Genomic DNA, 15,279 nt, shown 5'->3' on the forward strand with positions numbered 1-15,279 from the left:
TTGTGACGTCATTGTCCGTGGTACTGCACCACGGTCTTCACGGTGCAGAACTCCTCCAGTGCCATGAAGCCCTTCTCGCGGCCGTGGCCGCTGCGCTTCACGCCGCCGAAGGGCAGCTCCACGCCGCCGCCGGCGCCATAGGTGTTGATGTAGACCTGGCCGCACTTCATGGCCTTGGCCATGCGGGTCTGGCGGCCGCCGTCGCGCGTCCAGATGCCGGCCAGCAGACCGAAGTCGGTGGCATTGGCCAGCGCGATCGCATCGGCTTCGTCGTCAAACGGGATCGCCGCCAGCACCGGGCCGAACACTTCGTCGCAGGCCAGCGGGTGATCACGCGGCACCGGGCCGAACAGCGTGGGCGCCACGTAAAAGCCGCCGGGGTGCACGCCATCGGCCACCTGCCCCTGGGCCAGGATGGCGATGCCGCTGTCCTGCGCGCGGCGGATGAAGCCTTCCACCCGTGCCTTCTGCGCCGCATTGATCAGCGGGCCGCAATCGCGGTCTTGCGCCGGCGTGCCGGCCGCGCTGCCCTTGAAACGCTCGGCCACGGTGGCCACAAAGCGCTCGTAGATCGACCGCTGCACCAGCAGCCGGCTGCCGGCCGAGCAGGTCTGGCCGGCGTTTTGCGTGATGGCCTTCAGGATGAACGTGGCGGCGCGCTCGAGATCGGCATCGTCGAACACGATCTGCGGGCTCTTGCCGCCCAGCTCGAGCACCACCTTCAAGGTGCGGTCGGCCGCGGCCTTCTGCACCAGCGTGCCCACCTCGGGGCTGCCGGTGAAGGTGACGAAGTCGATGTCGTGATGCGCGGTGAGCGCGGCGCCGGCTTCTTCGCCCAGGCCGGTCACCACGTTCAGTGCGCCATCGGGCAGGCCGGCCTCCTTGGCAATGGCGCAGAAGGCCAGCGGCGTCATGCAGGCGTCTTCGCTGGGTTTCAGCACCGCGGCGTTGCCCATCGCCAGTGCCGGCACCACCGAGCGGCCGAACATCTGCGCCGGGTAGTTCCAGGGCAGGATGTGGGCGGTGACGCCATAGGGCTCGCGCAGCACCACCACATGAAAGTCGTTCAGGTAGGGGATCTGCTCGCCGTGCAGCTTGTCGGCCGCGCCGCCGTAGAACTCGCAGTAGCGCGCGGCCACCGTGATGTCGTTGCGCGCCTGGGCTATGGGCTTGCCGGTGTCGCGCGATTCGAGCTGCGCCAGCTCTTCGGCACGCGCCAGCATCAACGCCCCCATGCGCAGCAGGATGCGGCCGCGCTCGGTGGCGTTGAGCCTGCCCCAGGGGCCGCTGAGCGCGGCACGCGCGGCGGCCACCGCGGCATCGATGTCGGCGGCCGTGCCGCGGGCCAGGGTGTCGAACACCTCGCCGGTGCTGGGGTCGATGACCGGCAGGGTTTCGCCGTTGGCGGCGGCCACCCAGTGGCCGTTGATGAAGAGCTGGGCCATGCGGGCCTCCTGTGCAGATGAGCAGCGGGCCCCACCGGCGCCCGCCGGGTAAAGGCGGGTCAGTGCACGGCTGCAGCGGCCGCCTCGTCGTGGATCAGCGCGCCGCGTTCCAGCACCAGGGTCTGGCTGGGAATGTCCTTGAGCAGGCTGCGGTTCGATTCGGTGATCACCACGCACAGCTCGGGCCGCACCTGGTGCAGGCGCTGCAGCGAGGCCGCGTATTGCTGCGCCAGCACCGGCGCCAGGCCCTGGAAGGGTTCATCCAGCAGCACCAGGCGTTCGCCGGCCATCACGGCGCGGCCCAGCGCGGCCATCTTGCCCTGCCCGCCCGACAGCGCGGCGCCTGAGCGCGCCAGCATCGGCTGCAACTCGGGCACGATGCTCAGGGTTTCGGCCAGGCGCTCGTCAACCGCCTTGCGGGCCATGCCGATCACCTCGCACGGAAAGCGCAGGTTCTCCTCCACTGTGAAGCTGGGAAACATCACGCGGTCTTCGGGCGCGTAGCCGATGCCCAGCCGGGCGCGGTTGCGTGCGGGCACGCTGGCCAGGTCTTGGCCGTCCAGCAGCACGCGGCCACCATGGCCGGGCATGAAGCCCATGATGGTGCGCAGCAGCGTGGTCTTGCCGGCGCCGTTGCGGCCCACCACGGCCACCGTGGCGCCACGCGGCAGCTGGGCCACGATGCCGCGCAGCACCGGGATGCCGGCGATGGTGGCGCAGACGCCTTCGAGGTTCAGCATGTCAGGCCTTTCGCCGGGCCGCCCCAAGGAAGGCCTGCGCCCCCTCGGGGGGGCAGCGAACGAAGTGAGCGTGGGGGCGCCATGTCTATTCCCCGATCACGTTCTTGATGACCACCGGATCTCTGAGCACCTCTTCCGGCACGCCATCGGCCGCAATGCGTCCGGCAATCCACGCCGCCAGGCGCGTGGCGTAGCGGCGCACGATGTCGATGTCGTGCTCGACGAAGATGCTGGTCACCTGGCGGTCGTCGAGTGCCTTCATCACCACGGCCATCAGTTCGTGCTTCTCGTCGCTGGAGACACCGCTGGTGGGCTCGTCCATGATCATCAGCTTGGGGCGCAGCACCAGGGCCATGGCCACGTCCAGCAGCTTGCGCTGGCCTTCGGGCAGCGAACCCGCCAGGTCGTGCGCACGGGGCATCAGCTGCAGCAGCTCGAGCGTGGCGTCCACCTCGTCGGCCTCCACCGCCCTGGCCAGCGGCGGCCACAGGCCGAACACGCCCGCCGGCCGGCGCTGCACGGCCGATGCCGCCAGCAGCAGGCATTCGCGCACCGTGTGTTCGGTGAACACCTGCGGCAGCTGGAACGAGCGGCCCACGCCGCGGCGCGTGATGGCGCGCGGGCTCTGGCCGGTGACCTCGGCGCCATCGAAGAACACCTGGCCGCCGTCGGCCTTCAGGTAGCCGGTGCAGATGTTGATGAAGGTGGTCTTGCCGGCGCCGTTCTGGCCCACCACAGCCAGGCGCTCGCCGGGCATCAGGTCGAAGTCGATGGCGTCGGCGGCCACCACGCCGCCGAATCGCAAGCTGAGCCCGCGGGTCGACAGCAGGCCTTTGGGCGGCGCCGCGCTCATGCCTTGCCTCCCGCTGCCGGCAGCAAGCGCTTCGCGACCAGGCCGAAGATGCCGGTGGGCGCCACGAACACCATCACGATCAGCACCAGGCCCAGCGCCAGCTGCCAGGCACCAGTGAGCAGCGAGGCGGCATAGAGCTTGACGAACTCGAACACGAAGGCACCGATGAAGGCCCCCAGCGCATGCGCGCTGCCGCCCAGGATGGCGATGAACACCACCTCGCCCGAGCGCACCCAGTAGCCCATCTCCGGCGTCACCAGGCCTTGCGTCAGCGCGAACAGGCTGCCACCCAGCCCGCACAGCGTGGCCGACAGCAGGTAGCCGCCCCAGAACACGCGCTTGGCCGAGATGCCCAGGTACTCGAGCCGCGTCTCGTTGGTCTTGATGGCGGCCAGCGCCTGGCCGTTGACGCTGCCGAAGTAGCGCTGCACCGCCCAGCCGGCGGCCAGTGCCAGCACCAGGGCCAGGCCCAGCAGCGCGGTCTCGAAACCTTCGCGCTCCATGGCCACGAAGCCGAAGCTGGGCCGGTCGAAGCGCAGGCCGTCGGTGCCGCCGGTGATGCCGCCAAACTTGCCCAGCACCGAGAACAGCACCATCGAGAAGGCCAGGTTCAGCATGCCGAAGAAGATGCCGCGGTAGCGCACCATGAACACGCCGATCAGCGCGCCGGCGGCCGTGGCGCTGAGCGTGCCCAGCGCCACCAGCAGCAGCGCGTCCAGGTGCCAGGCCCGCGCCGCAAAAGCCACCGTGTAGCCCGACAGGCAGGCAAACATGGCGTGGCCGAACGACACCTGGCCGGCGCGGATCAGCACGATCACGCCGGCCACGCTCAGGCCGTTGGCCAGCGCCAGCAGCACCGGTGTCTTGAGCCAGGGCGCAGCGGCGGTGGCGCCGGCCACGGCCAGCACCAGGGCGAAGACGACGAAGGAGAGACGGTTCATCGCGGGCCGTCCGTCAGATGCGGCGCGCGGCCGTCGTTGAGAACAGGCCCTCGGGCCGCAGCAGCAGCACGCCCACCATGATCAGGTAGGGCATCAGCACCTCGGCTTCGGGCAGCAGGTACACCGCGAAAGAGCGCGCCAGGCCGATCATCAGCGCCGCCAGCGCCGCGCCGCCGATCTGGCCCAGGCCGGCGGTGGCCACCACGGCAAAGCTCAACACCATCATGTCGGCGCCGATGCCGGGCGTGAAGCTGGTGGTGGGCGAGGCCAGCGCACCGCCCAGCGCACCCAGCGCCCCGCCGATGGCGATGGTCAGCCAGGTGACGCGGTTCGTGTTGACGCCCATGGCGGTGGCCACCTCGCGGTGGTGGGTGACCGCCGTGACCTGCCGGCCCAGCGCCGTGCTGCGCAAGAACCAGCGCAGCGCCACGAAGGCCGCCACCGCCACCGCCGGCAGCACCAGCAGCTGGTAGCGGGTGTAGGTGACGCCCACCACCTCCAGCGTGCCGAGCTGGTTGACCACCTCGCTCACGAACACCGGCTGCACGCCCCAGATCAGGCGCTGCAGATCCTCCAGCACCATGAAGGCCGCAAAGGTGACCAGCAGCTGCAGGATTGGGTCCTTGTCGAGGATGCGGCGCAGCAGCGCAAATTCAAGCACCGTGCCCAGCAGCCCGCCGATGACCAGCGCCGCCACAAACAGCGCCGGCAGCCCCAGCCAGGCCGGCAGGCCGAAGTTGCCGATGGCCAGGCCCAGCGTGGCGGCAAAGTAGCCGCCCCAGGCATACAGGCTGCCGTGCGCGATGTTGAGGATGCGCATGACGCCGAAGATCAGCGTCAGCCCCAGCGCCACCAGAAACAGCAGTGCCGCATACGACACGCCGTCCATCAGGGCCAGGGCGACCAGGTTCGCGTCCATCCGTGCGGTGGTTGCTTCAGCGGTGGGCGCTTGGCATCACTTGTGGTCGTGGGTCTTGAGCTGATCGGAGGTGAGCACCTTCAGTACCGCCGGGTTGATCGACTTGACCCAGGTGGGCGACTGCTGGCCCACCGGGGTGGTGACCAGCTCGGCCGGCACGATGACCATCTTGTCCATCACCGCAAACGGGTACTTGGGCGTGCGCTTGGTCACCCCCAGCAACTGGGCCTCGAGGCCCTGGCCGTCCTCGCGCATGGTCACCTCGCGGCCATAGGCCTTGAACTTCATCTTGCGCATGGCCTCGGCCACCTGCTCGGGCGAGGGCCACTTGCCGCCGTTGGCCTTGATCGCCGCCTCGTAGCCGGTCTTCAGGCCCACCAGGGCCTGGGCCATGTGGTAGGTGGGATAGATCGGGTAGGCGCCGGTCTTGGCCTTGAACTTGGCGATGAAATCCTTGTGCGCGGGGTCGTCCTTGGTCTCGGGGTGCAGCCAGTAGTGGTCGCCCCGGCCGCCCACGATCACGCCCTCGGGCAGCGCGTCGCCCAGGCGCTCGAAGCTGCTCTCGGCCAGCGGCAGCACGAACTGGGTGCTGCCCTTGAACAGGCCGCGCTGCGCCGCCTGGCGCACGAAGGTGTCGAGGTCGCCGCCCCAGCCGGTGTTGAGCACCACGTCGGGCTTGAGCGCCTGCAGGCGCGAGATCTCGGTGGAGAAGTCCGACGCGCCCAGCTTGGGGAACATCTCGGCCACCACCTTCACGTCGGGCTTGAGCGCACGCAGCGTGTTGATGAAGATCTCCCAGCTGTCGCGGCCCCAGGCGTAATCCTGGTTGACCACCGCGATGGTGCTGAAGCTGGGCTTCATCTTCAGCAGGTACAGCACCGTGGCCACCATCTCGGTGGTGGCATTGGCCTGGGTGCGCACCACGTACTTGTAGCGCTTGTTCTCGAGGATCTTCTCGGTGCCGCAGTCCCACATCACGTTGAGCACCTTCAGGTCCTCGGCCACCGGCGCCACGATGTTGCAGTTGCCGCTGCTGATGGCCGAGAGCATCACCTTCACGCCCTGCTCCTGCACCAGGCGGCGGTACTCGCTGAGCATCTTGTCGCCACCGATGCCTTCGTCGATGAAGGTGGGTACCAGTTTGACGCCGCCGATGCCGCCCTTGGCGTTCATCTCCTCGATCAGCAGCTCGGCCGCGGCCTTGCCCGGCACGCCAAACACGCTGGCCGCGCCCGAGGTGAAGGTGGTGATGCCCAGCTTCAGCTCGGCCGGCTTGTCCTGGGCCAGCGCGGGCGCCAGCAAGGTGGTGGCCAGGGCCAGCGTGGCCAGCGTGCGGTGCATGGGCGTGGGGCGCATCGGTGTCTCCTGCGGTTTTTGTGGGCCGCAGCGGGCTTCACCGTCGGCCAGGGCACTATGCCGCCGGCCCGGGGGACACGCCATTCATCAATCTGGAAGCGCGCCTTCCGGGGGCCGGAAGCAGGGCCAACCCTCGGGCCGCGGCCAGGCCACGGCCGGGCCAGCACCTGCACCTGCGCCTGCGCCTGCGCCAGGGCCAGGGCCAGGCGCGTGGCCGGTGTTCTCAGGGCCGCACGGCGTCCAGCAGGCGCGGGTTGGGCTGTGGCGTGTGCTGCACCGCGGGCGCCGCCGAGGGCACGGGCTGCGGGCAGGCCTGGGCCTGGCGCAGGCCCTTCAAGAAGGCACGGCGCACGCCGCCGGCGGCAATGGCCGCGGCCACCGCGCGCGAGCGCTGCTCGGCACCGCTGAGCTTGCGCACCCAGCCGCGAAACGGCACCAGGCCCTCGGCCGTGCGCTGCAGCGCGCCCACGGCGGCGTCGCCGGCCAGGCTGCTGCCGCGCTCGATCAGGCCGGGCCGGGTGTCGCTGGCCGGGGCATCGAGGTCGGGGCCCAGGGCCTCGTCGAGCGCATTGATCTCGGCCTGCAGCGCGGCGCAGCCACCGGCATCGGGCGGGCCATAAGGCGCCTTGCGTGCGGCCTGCAGCACCTCGGGGATCACCTGCTGCAGCAGGTTCAGATCGACCAGCGGCGTGGTGGCCGCGTTCTCGATGCGGGTGGCCGGTGGCGCGCTGGCGCAGCCGGCCAGGCTGGCCAGCACGGCCAGGCCCAGCGTGGCCGGCACCCGCCAGGGCCGGCGCGGCGCTGGCGCGTGGCCCGGCGCGCGGGCGCTGTGGCCATCGGGGCGGTGGGCGCCGCCGGTGGGGCGGGCGGGGGGCAGGTGGGGTGTCATCACCTGCCGATGCTACTGCGGTGCCGGGCCTGGCGGGCCTGGGCTGGGCCGCGGCGGGGCGCCTACTCCAGCACCGACAGCGTGCGGCCAAATCGTGGCCGCCAGCCGTCGGTGGTGTCGGCCGACACCAGCACGCGCTCGGCGCGGCCGATCAGCCGGTGCCGCGGCACGGCGCCGATGAAGCGCGAGTCTTCGCTGTTGTCGCGGTTGTCGCCCAGCATGAAGAAGTGCCCGGCCGGCACGGTGGTGGGCGCGAAGCTGCGCCGTGCCTGCACGCCGTCGAGAAACTGCACCTGGCGGCCGCTGCCGGCCAGTGTTTCACGCGCCCGCGTGGCCGGCACCACCACGCCCGGGGCCAGCCACTCGCGCAGCAGGCCGATCTCGTCATAACGCGCGGCCTGGCCGTTGACGATCAGCACCTCGTTGCGCATCTCGAGCACATCACCGGGCAGGCCGACAATGCGCTTGATCAGCCGCGTGCCATTGGCCGGCGACGAGAACGTGACGATGTCGCCGCGCTGCGGCTCGCCCAGGCGCGCCAGCGAGACATCGGTGAGCGGCAGCTTCAGGTCGTAGGCCAGGCGGTTGACCAGCACCACATCGCCTTCCACGATGGTGGGCCGCATCGAGCCGGTGGGCACCGGGTTCCAGTCGGCCACCGCGGTGCGGAAGAAGCCGAAGCACAGCAAAAACACCAGAAAAGCGCGGTTCTCGCGCAGCCAGTTCGTCATCGTTGCTCCCTTGTGGCCTGGCGGCCTGTCGGCCGGCTGGCGGCAGCGCCCCCGGTGGCGCCGGCCCTGCCGACTGACCCGTGCACAGCCCGGAGGTTCCATGCCGTGGCGCTGGGCATGCCGGCGGGCGCGGCGGCTGGCTCAGCGCAGCGTCTTGCGCACCACCAGCTTCAGGCCCGACCACACCTCGCTCACGGCGCAGACCTTCACATCCACCCAGCCCAGTGGCAGCGCCAGCGTGCGGATCACGTCCTCGGTGATGTCGGTGGGCATCCTGGAGGCCTTCTTGGGCCACGACACCCACAGCATCGCGTCGGGCCGCAGCGCCTGGCGCAACAGCGTCAGCTGCGTGGCCAGCTCGGCCTGCCGGGTGGTGAACAGGTGCGGCAGGTCGGTTTGCGGCGAGGCCGCTGCGGCCCATACCAGGCCCGGCGGCAGCGGCGCCAGCCAGCCGGCATAGCCTTCGGGCGCGTTCAGCACGCACACCTGGGCGCCGGCCACGATGCCCAGCTTGCGCGCCAGCGGCGTGCCTGAGTAACCGGCGGTGGGCGTTGCGCTGGCCATGGCGATCAGGCCCCGTTGGGGCCAGGCGCCTGGCCAGTGGCCATGGCAGCGGCCGGCGCCAGCGGCTTGTGCATGAACACGCTCAGCGGATCGTCGCGGTAATCGGCAAAGGGCCCGCGCCGCGCGTAGCCGTGGCGGGCGTACAGCGCCAGGGCCTCGGGCTGGTAGGGGCCGGTCTCGAGCATCACGCAGCGGCAGCCGCGTGTGGCGGCCTCGGCTTCCAGCCAGGCCAGCAGGCGGGTGGCGATGCCGTGGCCGCGCTGCGCGGGCTGCACATACATGCGCTTGAGTTCACCGTGGGCGATGCCGGCACCCGGCTCGGCCGCTGCCAGCACGATGGCGCCGCAACCCACGGCCCGGCCGGCGGCGGTGCGGGCCACGGCAAACAGCACCTGCGGCTGGCTGAGCGCGCCGATGTCGAGCGCATGCCGGCTTTCGGGCGGGTACAGCGTGTCCTGGTAGGCATCGAGTTCGGCGATCAGCGCAATCACCTCGGCCTGGTTGGCGGCTTCGCCACGCACCACGATGGGCGTTGCCGCCGGCTGGTGGCCTGGCGTGTGCGGCGCGGGGGTGGGGTTCATGTCGGGCGCGAGACAAAAAGGAGGGGATTGGGCAGGCCATTCGGCCCATTCGGGCGCCGCCGCATGCTAACGCGCAGCAGAATCGGCAACCGGGCGCGCCGATTTCGACATTCGGCCAGTGCGCGGCCGCCTCGAACCGGCCCGAGCCGGGCTTGCCCCGCGATCATCACCGCCATGCCCACCTCGCCTGCCCCTGCCGTGAAGCCCTGGTTGCCTCTTCTTCTGGCTGCCGCCGCGGCCTGGACCATCGCCGTGCCCCGCCCTGCCCTGGCGGCCGAGCCGGTGCGCACCTGGATCGTTGGCGCCACCGTGCTGTCGCCCGAACGCGGCGACGAAGGCCAGCGCCTGAACGTGCTGATCGAGGGCGAGCGCATTGCCGCCGTCACGCCCACGCTGCCGGCCGACGCGGCGCGCACGGCGCAGATCGTCGAGGCCGGCGGCCAGGTGCTGATCCCGGGCCTGATCGACAGCCATGTGCACCTGGCCAGCGTGCCGGGCTTCAACCCGGTGATGGCCTTCACCCACCCGCTGATCACGCGCGACTACCGGGCGCAGATGCCGCGCTCGTTTCTGCGCTATGGCTACACCACGCTGGTCGACCTGGTGCCCACCAGCCGCGATGTGCTGGACGACTTCATGGCCGCGCCGGCCCACCCCGACCTGCTGCACTGCGGCGCGCTGCCGCTGTGGGGTGGCTACCCCTCGCACTACGCGCCCTGGCTGCTGCGCGGCTGGGTGTTTCCGAACGCGGTGGCGCCGTCCGAGCCGGGCAGCAAGCGCTCGCCGCAGGCGGCGGTGGCGCGGGCCCAGGCCGAGGGCGCGCGCTGCGTGAAAACCTTCTTCGAGCGTGGTTTCGGCCCCGACCGCAACCTGCCGGTGCCCGATGCGGCGCTGTTCGGGCAGATCGTGCAGGCCGCGCGCGCCGCCGGCATGCCGGTGCTGCTGCATGCCAGCTCGGTGGAGGCGCAGCGCTTCGGCGTGGCCGGGGGCGCCGACATCCTGGTGCATGGCCTGTGGAACTGGCAGCCAGATGGCGCCTCGGGCACGCTGCCGGCGCCGGCGCGCGAACTGCTCGACCAGATTGCCGAGCGCCGCATCGGCTTCATGCCCACGCTGCAGGTGCTGGGCGGCCTGAGCCTGCTGTTCGAGCCCGGCTATCTTGATCGGCCCGAGCTGCGCCGGGTGCTGCCGGCATCGCTGCTCGAGTGGCTGCGCAGCCCGGCCGGCCAGTGGTTCAAGAACGAGCTGGCCGGCGGCCAGCCCGATGCGGTGATGCGCGGGCGCTTCGACGCCGCGCTGCGCCGCGGCGCCGAGGCCACCCGCTACCTGGCCCAGCCGGCGCGCGGCGCGCGCTTCTTGTTTGGCTCCGACACGCCCTCGGGCCCCACGCCCGGCAACCTGCCGGGCCTGAACGGCTACCTCGAGATGCAGCGCCTGGCCGCCGCCGGCCTGAGCCTGCGCCAGATCTTCGAGGCCGCCACGCTGCACAACGCCCAGGCCTTCGGGCTGGCCGCCCAGGTGGGCAGCATCGAGGTGGGCAAGCGCGCCAACCTGCTGCTGCTGGCCAGCTCGCCGCTGCTGAGCGTGCAGGCCTACGACCAGATCCAGAGCGTGTGGATCGGTGGCCGGCGGCTGGCGCCCAGCAGCCTGGAAGCGCAGCCCTGAATCGGGCGGGCCGGCCGGCCGGGCGCAAGCGCCAGGGCCATCGCCAGGGCTGGGGCTGGGGCCGGGGCCGGGGCCGGGGCCGGTTCAGCCCGGGATCTCGGCCTCCACCAGCTGGGCCAGCAGCAGCAGCGATTCCTGCCAGCCCAGCTGGCAGGCCGCGGCCGGAATCACCGCCGGGATGCCCGCCTGCGTGGCCACCAGCTCGGTGCCGCAGAACACCGGCGTGAGCGTGACGGTGGTCACCATCTCGCCGGGCAGGTTGGCATCGTCGAACACGCTGGTGTAGCGGATGCGGCCGGGCGGCGCGAGCTCGAGGTAGGTGCCGCCAAACGAGTGCGCGCCGCCCGTGCCCAGGTTGATGAAGGACATGCGCCACTGGCCGCCCACCCGCACATCCATCTGATGCACCTGGCCCACGAAGCCATGCGGCGGCAGCCACTTGGCCATGGCCTCGGGCGTGGTGAAGGCGCGGTAGATGCGCTCGGGCGGTGCGCGCAGCACGCGGCGCAGTTCGATGGTGTGGGTCTCGGACAAGGCAGGCTCCTGCAGGTGGTTGCGTGTGACGACGAAGCAGGCGCTGCCAGATCGACACGGTGTGCCGGCTCGGCCCGGCTGGATGGGCCTGGCCCGCGGGCAGGCCGTCTGACGCTCAGGTGGCCGGGCCGGTGGGCGGCGCGGCAAAGCTCAGCTGCGCGGCGGCCACCGCGGCATTGCCGCGGCCTGGATAGCGCAGCCAGGTCATCGCGGTGTTGAGGTCGTGCACCACCGATTCGGCCTCCACGCGCTGGCCGCCATCGAGCACCAGGGTCTCGGTGCTGTGGGCATCGCTGACCAGCGTGAGGTCGTAGCCGCGCTCGAGCGCGGCATAGGCCGTGGCGCGGATGCACCAGCCGCTGGCCGCACCGGCCAGCACGATGTGCGTGGCCCCCAGCGCAGCCAGCTCGGCGACAAGCGGTGTGTCTTCAAAGGCCGAGTTGAACTGCTTGGCAATCAGGCGCTCGCTGGCCGCGGGCACCAGCTCGGGCACCCATTGCCAGGCTGGCGTGCCCGGCTGCAGCTCGTGGTTTTGGTGCTGCACCCAGATCACCGGCACGCCCTGCGCGCGTGCCTGCGCCACCGTGTGCGCCACATTGGCAATCACCCGCGGCGCCTGCCAGGCCGCGGCCATCACGCCCACCTGCACATCCACCACCAGCAGCACCGGCTGGTGCCCGTCACGAACCGTGGCCATGTCGACTCCCTGTCTGCCATCACGCAGCCGGCGAGTGTGCCAAAGGCTGGGCGACGCGCAGCCGGCTGCGTGCCCCAGTGTGGGGGGATGCGGCCTTTATTCAACCAATGGGTTGGCAGTCGGCCTCGCGCCGTCTGAATTCAACTGCATGGTTGAACAACAAGACGCCCACCTCGATGCCGTGTTCCATGCGCTGGGCGATGCCACGCGCCGCCGCATCCAAGCACATCAAGGCGCTGGAAAGTGCCGGCCTGATCTGGCGCGGGTGGGTGCGGCTGCGGGCCGAGTACGAACAACGCGTGACGGCGTGATCACTTCAGCTGATAGGTGAGTGCTTCCGCCACGCACAGGCCCAGCGCATCCATCGGCATGGCATCGGCCACATCGAGCCGCTTCGTGCGCAGTGCCAGCAGCTTGTCGCGCCCGGCGGGCGAGACGGCGCCATTGGCCGCTTAGGACTGGGCCACCGCGGGATCGTGGCATGCCAGGCGTCCTGGCCGCCGCCCGATCACTCGCGGCTGCGTGAATGCACCACCGCGTCGCGCACCGCCTTGCCGGCCTTCTTGTCGGCCGGAAAGATCACCTCGCGCTCGAGCCAGCGCACAAAGCGCAGGGTCTGCTCATCTTGCGCCTGGCGCAGCAGGCCCACCAGCGCACGGGCCTCGATGCGCTCTTCGGCGCGGCTGCGCCCCTCGCTGTGCGTGCCGCCCGGGCACAGCGCCTGCAGGCGCCTGAACTCGGGCAGCCCCGCAACGGTGCGCCGCACATCGCTCACCCGCAGCCAGCGCTCGCCGCTGGCCACCTCGACGATGTCGATCGGGTTCGTGCGGTACTGGTAGTGGCGGCCATCGGTGTCGGCATAGGCGCGCTCGCGCAGCCTTTGCCACAGCCACAGACACATGGCGATGACCGGCGCACCGATCAGCCTGGACAGCAGATACCTCATGGCGCGCAGCTTACAGGCCGCGCGCCGCGCCGCCGCGCCGCCGATGGCGGGCACGGGCGGCGGGCCTGGCCTGGCCTGGCCTGCGCTCAGAACTTGTGCTGCAGGCTGAGCTGGTAGTTGCGCGGCGCGCCATAGATGGCGCCGTACTGCAGGCCGCGCACATAGGTCTTGTCGAGCAGGTTCTTGACGTTCAAGCGCACGCTGGTGCTGGCATCGAACTCGTAGGCGGCGAACGCGTCCACCAGGGTGTAGGCCGTCTGGCGCACGCCGCTGCTGCCCTGCACCTCGCTTTGCCAGCGCAGCGATGCACCGGCGCGCAGGCCTGGCAGCAGCGGCAGCTTGCTTTCGGCACGCACGTGGGCGGTGGTCTTGGGCACCCACAGCGTGCCGACCTGGTAGCCGTTGATGCCTTCGATCTCGACCCGCGCAATGCCGGCGGCCAGCTTGACGCCCTCGCCCACGCGGCCCATGGCCTCGAACTCCCAGCCCGAGGACTTGGCGTCGACCGGCGTGTAGTAGTAGGTGCCGTCGCGGGTGGTGTTGGGGTCGGTGTCGGTCGGGAAGGTGCCGGCAAAGGCGGCCAGGCCGCTTTGCTTGGCGCCGTACACGGCCAGCGTGGTCAACAGCTTCTTGTCCAGCCACTCGGCCTTGACACCGATCTCGTGGTTCAGGCCCTTCATCGGCGCCAGGTACTCGCCGCCGAAGTCAACCTGCTCCTGGTTCTGGAAGATGCTGGAGTACGAGGCATAGGCCGAGATGTCGGGCGTGATCTCGTAGCTCAGGCCCAGGTAGGGGCTGACCTTGCTGGTGTCGGGGTACACCGTGGCCGGCGTGTTGCCGTAGCGCGAGCTGCCCTCGCGCTGCAGGCGCACCGCGTTCAGGCCGGTGATGGCGTGCAGGCCATCGGCCAGGTTCAGGCGCGAGGCCAGGTACAGGCGGGTCAGCACCTGCTTGCCGGCGGTGGCCGGCTCGGCCGCGCCCCAGGTGGGCTCGGCATAGACGTTGCCGGCATACGGGAAGGCCGGCAAGGCGAGGAAGTTGCCGACGACGGCGGCCCGGGTGTCGGTGGTGAACTCGTCGGTGGCATGGCTCAGGCCGGCCAGCAACTGGTGCTTGCGTCCGAAGAGGCTGAAGCGCCCGTTCAGGTTGACATCCAGGATCTCGCTGTCGCTGGGCGAGTACGAGGTGTAGGCCCAGCCGACCAGGCCGGTGTTGTCGGCGTTCAGGCCGCCACCGTTGGTGTAGGCGTAGAGCAGGCGGGTGGCCTCCTCGGTGCGCCGCACGTTGTAGGTGGCCTTCAGCTCCCAGTTCTCGCTCAGGCTGTGGGTGTACTCGATGAAGCCGCTGTTGGTGCGGGTGTTCCAGTAGGTCCAGTCTTGCGAGGTGGAGGCCGAGCGGTCGAAGTTGGCGCGGCTGCCGTTGGTGTAGTTCAGCGTCAGCGAGCCCCACATCGGTGACTTCTGCTTCATGTCCTGGTGGCTGAAGCCCAGCGTCAGCGTGCCGTTGCTGCCGATCTGGCCGTCGATCACGCCGTAGATGCTGGTGCGCTTGTCATGCAGCGCGCGCAGGTACGAATCCTTGTCGTCGTGCGCCACCACCAGGCGGCCGGCCCAGCGGCCGTCGTCGGACAGGCGCCGGTTCAGGTCGAGCGTGAGGCGCTTCTTGTTGTACGAGCCCAGCGTCAGGCCGATCGTGCCCTGGTCGGTGTTGGTGGGGCGCTTGCGCACGTAGTTGATCGTGCCCGACGAATTGCCCACGCCGGTGAGCAGGCCGTTGGCGCCGCGGATGACCTCGATGCGCTCGAACAGGAAGGTGTCCTGCTGGCCCACCACGGTGCCCCAGGAGTTGGTCATGCCCAGGCCGTCGAGCTGGGTGGACTGGATGTCGAAGCCGCGCGCGTTGTAGGTGGCGCGGTTGGTCTCGTACTGCTCGACGTTGACGCCGGTGACCAGGCTCAGCGCGTCGTTGGCGCCGTCGAGGCCGAAGTCGCTGAGCTCCTCCTTGTCGACCGTGCTCACCGATTGCGGCGTGTCCTTGATCGTCAGCGGCAGGCCCGTGGCGCCCTTCGAAATGCGCTGCGCGCGCTTGCCGGTGATCACCACCGCCTGGCCGCTGGCGGGCGTGGTGCTGGCTGTTGCGGTGGTGCTGGCCTGCGCCGCCGGCGCCGGCGGCGCGCTGTCGGTGGTGGCAACGGCGGGCTGGCTCTGGCCATGGGCGGGCAGAAACACCAGGGCGGCGGCAAAGGCGCAGGCGCTGAGCGCCGGATTGCGGGACATGGGGGTACTTCCTTGAATTGCGTGGGAGATGGCATCACGGTGCCCGCCGGGGCGCGGCAAGCACGGCACCCGGTGCCGTGCCCCACCGCCCCGGCCAAGCCGCCGCTGGAGTGAAGCGATCCGGCCGGCCCGGCAGCACCGG

General features: G+C 70.6%; 16 protein-coding genes. 2 read left to right on the top strand and 14 right to left on the bottom strand.

Going from position 1 to position 15,279, the window contains the following annotated elements:
• Positions 1-8: 8 nt before the first annotated feature.
• The 10 genes from N4G63_RS23830 to N4G63_RS23875 form a co-directional block, all read right to left on the bottom strand.
• Positions 9-1,445, bottom strand: coding sequence for an aldehyde dehydrogenase family protein (locus N4G63_RS23830; protein WP_260790112.1), 1,437 nt, complete (start codon positions 1,443-1,445; stop codon positions 9-11).
• 59 nt (positions 1,446-1,504) lie between these two features.
• Positions 1,505-2,185, bottom strand: a complete 681-nt coding sequence (locus N4G63_RS23835) for an ABC transporter ATP-binding protein (protein WP_260790113.1) — start codon at positions 2,183-2,185, stop codon at positions 1,505-1,507.
• A gap of 85 nt (positions 2,186-2,270) precedes the next feature.
• Positions 2,271-3,038: an ABC transporter ATP-binding protein gene (locus N4G63_RS23840; protein WP_260790114.1), complete on the bottom strand. Its 768-nt coding sequence runs from the start codon at positions 3,036-3,038 to the stop codon at positions 2,271-2,273.
• Entirely contained in the window at positions 3,035-3,979 is a 945-nt protein-coding gene (locus N4G63_RS23845) for a branched-chain amino acid ABC transporter permease (protein ID WP_260790115.1), read from the bottom strand. Before N4G63_RS23845 ends, N4G63_RS23840 begins: the two co-directional genes overlap by 4 nt.
• Before the next feature lie 13 nt (positions 3,980-3,992).
• Positions 3,993-4,898: a branched-chain amino acid ABC transporter permease gene (locus N4G63_RS23850; RefSeq protein WP_314600401.1), complete on the bottom strand. Its 906-nt coding sequence runs from the start codon at positions 4,896-4,898 to the stop codon at positions 3,993-3,995.
• 36 nt (positions 4,899-4,934) lie between these two features.
• Positions 4,935-6,254, bottom strand: coding sequence for an ABC transporter substrate-binding protein (locus tag N4G63_RS23855; RefSeq protein WP_260790116.1), 1,320 nt, complete (start codon positions 6,252-6,254; stop codon positions 4,935-4,937).
• A 223-nt stretch (positions 6,255-6,477) separates the two neighbouring features.
• Positions 6,478-7,143 carry a hypothetical protein gene (locus N4G63_RS23860; RefSeq protein ID WP_260790117.1) on the bottom strand — a complete coding sequence of 222 codons (666 nt, stop codon included), beginning with the start codon at positions 7,141-7,143 and terminating at the stop codon, positions 6,478-6,480.
• A gap of 62 nt (positions 7,144-7,205) precedes the next feature.
• Complete coding sequence (gene lepB, locus N4G63_RS23865) at positions 7,206-7,874, bottom strand: signal peptidase I (RefSeq protein ID WP_260790118.1); 669 nt, start codon at positions 7,872-7,874, stop codon at positions 7,206-7,208.
• A gap of 141 nt (positions 7,875-8,015) precedes the next feature.
• Positions 8,016-8,438, bottom strand: a complete 423-nt coding sequence (locus N4G63_RS23870; RefSeq protein ID WP_260790119.1) for a DUF3052 domain-containing protein — start codon at positions 8,436-8,438, stop codon at positions 8,016-8,018.
• A 5-nt stretch (positions 8,439-8,443) separates the two neighbouring features.
• Entirely contained in the window at positions 8,444-9,019 is a 576-nt protein-coding gene (locus N4G63_RS23875; RefSeq protein ID WP_260790120.1) for a GNAT family N-acetyltransferase, read from the bottom strand.
• Positions 9,020-9,271: 252 nt separating this feature from the next.
• On the opposite strand from N4G63_RS23875, the gene N4G63_RS23880 reads away from it, so the two are divergent.
• Positions 9,272-10,684, top strand: coding sequence for an amidohydrolase family protein (locus tag N4G63_RS23880; protein WP_260790121.1), 1,413 nt, complete (start codon positions 9,272-9,274; stop codon positions 10,682-10,684).
• A gap of 84 nt (positions 10,685-10,768) precedes the next feature.
• Here N4G63_RS23880 and N4G63_RS23885 read toward each other — a convergent pair whose 3' ends face one another.
• A complete protein-coding gene (locus tag N4G63_RS23885; protein ID WP_260790122.1) occupies positions 10,769-11,218 on the bottom strand; it encodes an SRPBCC family protein in 450 nt (149 codons plus the stop codon).
• A gap of 115 nt (positions 11,219-11,333) precedes the next feature.
• On the bottom strand, positions 11,334-11,915 hold the full coding sequence (locus tag N4G63_RS23890; RefSeq protein WP_260790123.1) for an isochorismatase family protein: 582 nt from the start codon (positions 11,913-11,915) through the stop codon (positions 11,334-11,336).
• A gap of 152 nt (positions 11,916-12,067) precedes the next feature.
• Here N4G63_RS23890 and N4G63_RS23895 point away from each other — a divergent pair, with 152 nt between their 5' ends.
• Complete coding sequence (locus N4G63_RS23895; protein WP_260790124.1) at positions 12,068-12,226, top strand: helix-turn-helix domain-containing protein; 159 nt, start codon at positions 12,068-12,070, stop codon at positions 12,224-12,226.
• A 197-nt stretch (positions 12,227-12,423) separates the two neighbouring features.
• On the opposite strand, the gene N4G63_RS23900 is transcribed toward N4G63_RS23895, so the two are convergent.
• Both N4G63_RS23900 and N4G63_RS23905 read right to left on the bottom strand, forming a co-directional pair.
• Positions 12,424-12,861, bottom strand: a complete 438-nt coding sequence (locus tag N4G63_RS23900) for a hypothetical protein (protein WP_260790125.1) — start codon at positions 12,859-12,861, stop codon at positions 12,424-12,426.
• An 86-nt stretch (positions 12,862-12,947) separates the two neighbouring features.
• The gene (locus N4G63_RS23905; protein ID WP_260790126.1) at positions 12,948-15,137 is read right to left on the bottom strand and encodes a TonB-dependent siderophore receptor; all 2,190 of its coding nucleotides are present in this window, start codon (positions 15,135-15,137) and stop codon (positions 12,948-12,950) included.
• Between the last annotated feature and the right edge of the window lie 142 nt (positions 15,138-15,279).

Source organism: Aquabacterium sp. OR-4, assembly GCF_025290835.2.
In the GTDB taxonomy this organism is placed as follows: Bacteria; Pseudomonadota; Gammaproteobacteria; order Burkholderiales; family Burkholderiaceae_C; genus Pseudaquabacterium.

What these genes read in the sequence shown, in the direction of transcription:
- N4G63_RS23875 (WP_260790120.1), bottom strand. Translation starts at nt 9,019, where the DNA reads ATGAACCCCACCCCCGCGCCGCACACGCCAGGCCACCAGCCGGCGGCA.
- N4G63_RS23905 (WP_260790126.1), bottom strand. Translation starts at nt 15,137, where the DNA reads ATGTCCCGCAATCCGGCGCTCAGCGCCTGCGCCTTTGCCGCCGCCCTG.
- N4G63_RS23870 (WP_260790119.1), bottom strand. Translation starts at nt 8,438, where the DNA reads ATGGCCAGCGCAACGCCCACCGCCGGTTACTCAGGCACGCCGCTGGCG.
- N4G63_RS23860 (WP_260790117.1), bottom strand. Translation starts at nt 7,143, where the DNA reads ATGACACCCCACCTGCCCCCCGCCCGCCCCACCGGCGGCGCCCACCGC.
- N4G63_RS23855 (WP_260790116.1), bottom strand. Translation starts at nt 6,254, where the DNA reads ATGCGCCCCACGCCCATGCACCGCACGCTGGCCACGCTGGCCCTGGCC.
- N4G63_RS23890 (WP_260790123.1), bottom strand. Translation starts at nt 11,915, where the DNA reads ATGGCCACGGTTCGTGACGGGCACCAGCCGGTGCTGCTGGTGGTGGAT.
- N4G63_RS23835 (WP_260790113.1), bottom strand. Translation starts at nt 2,185, where the DNA reads ATGCTGAACCTCGAAGGCGTCTGCGCCACCATCGCCGGCATCCCGGTG.
- N4G63_RS23850 (WP_314600401.1), bottom strand. Translation starts at nt 4,898, where the DNA reads ATGGACGCGAACCTGGTCGCCCTGGCCCTGATGGACGGCGTGTCGTAT.
- N4G63_RS23845 (WP_260790115.1), bottom strand. Translation starts at nt 3,979, where the DNA reads ATGAACCGTCTCTCCTTCGTCGTCTTCGCCCTGGTGCTGGCCGTGGCC.
- lepB (WP_260790118.1), bottom strand. Translation starts at nt 7,874, where the DNA reads ATGACGAACTGGCTGCGCGAGAACCGCGCTTTTCTGGTGTTTTTGCTG.
- N4G63_RS23830 (WP_260790112.1), bottom strand. Translation starts at nt 1,445, where the DNA reads ATGGCCCAGCTCTTCATCAACGGCCACTGGGTGGCCGCCGCCAACGGC.
- N4G63_RS23840 (WP_260790114.1), bottom strand. Translation starts at nt 3,038, where the DNA reads ATGAGCGCGGCGCCGCCCAAAGGCCTGCTGTCGACCCGCGGGCTCAGC.
- N4G63_RS23900 (WP_260790125.1), bottom strand. Translation starts at nt 12,861, where the DNA reads ATGAGGTATCTGCTGTCCAGGCTGATCGGTGCGCCGGTCATCGCCATG.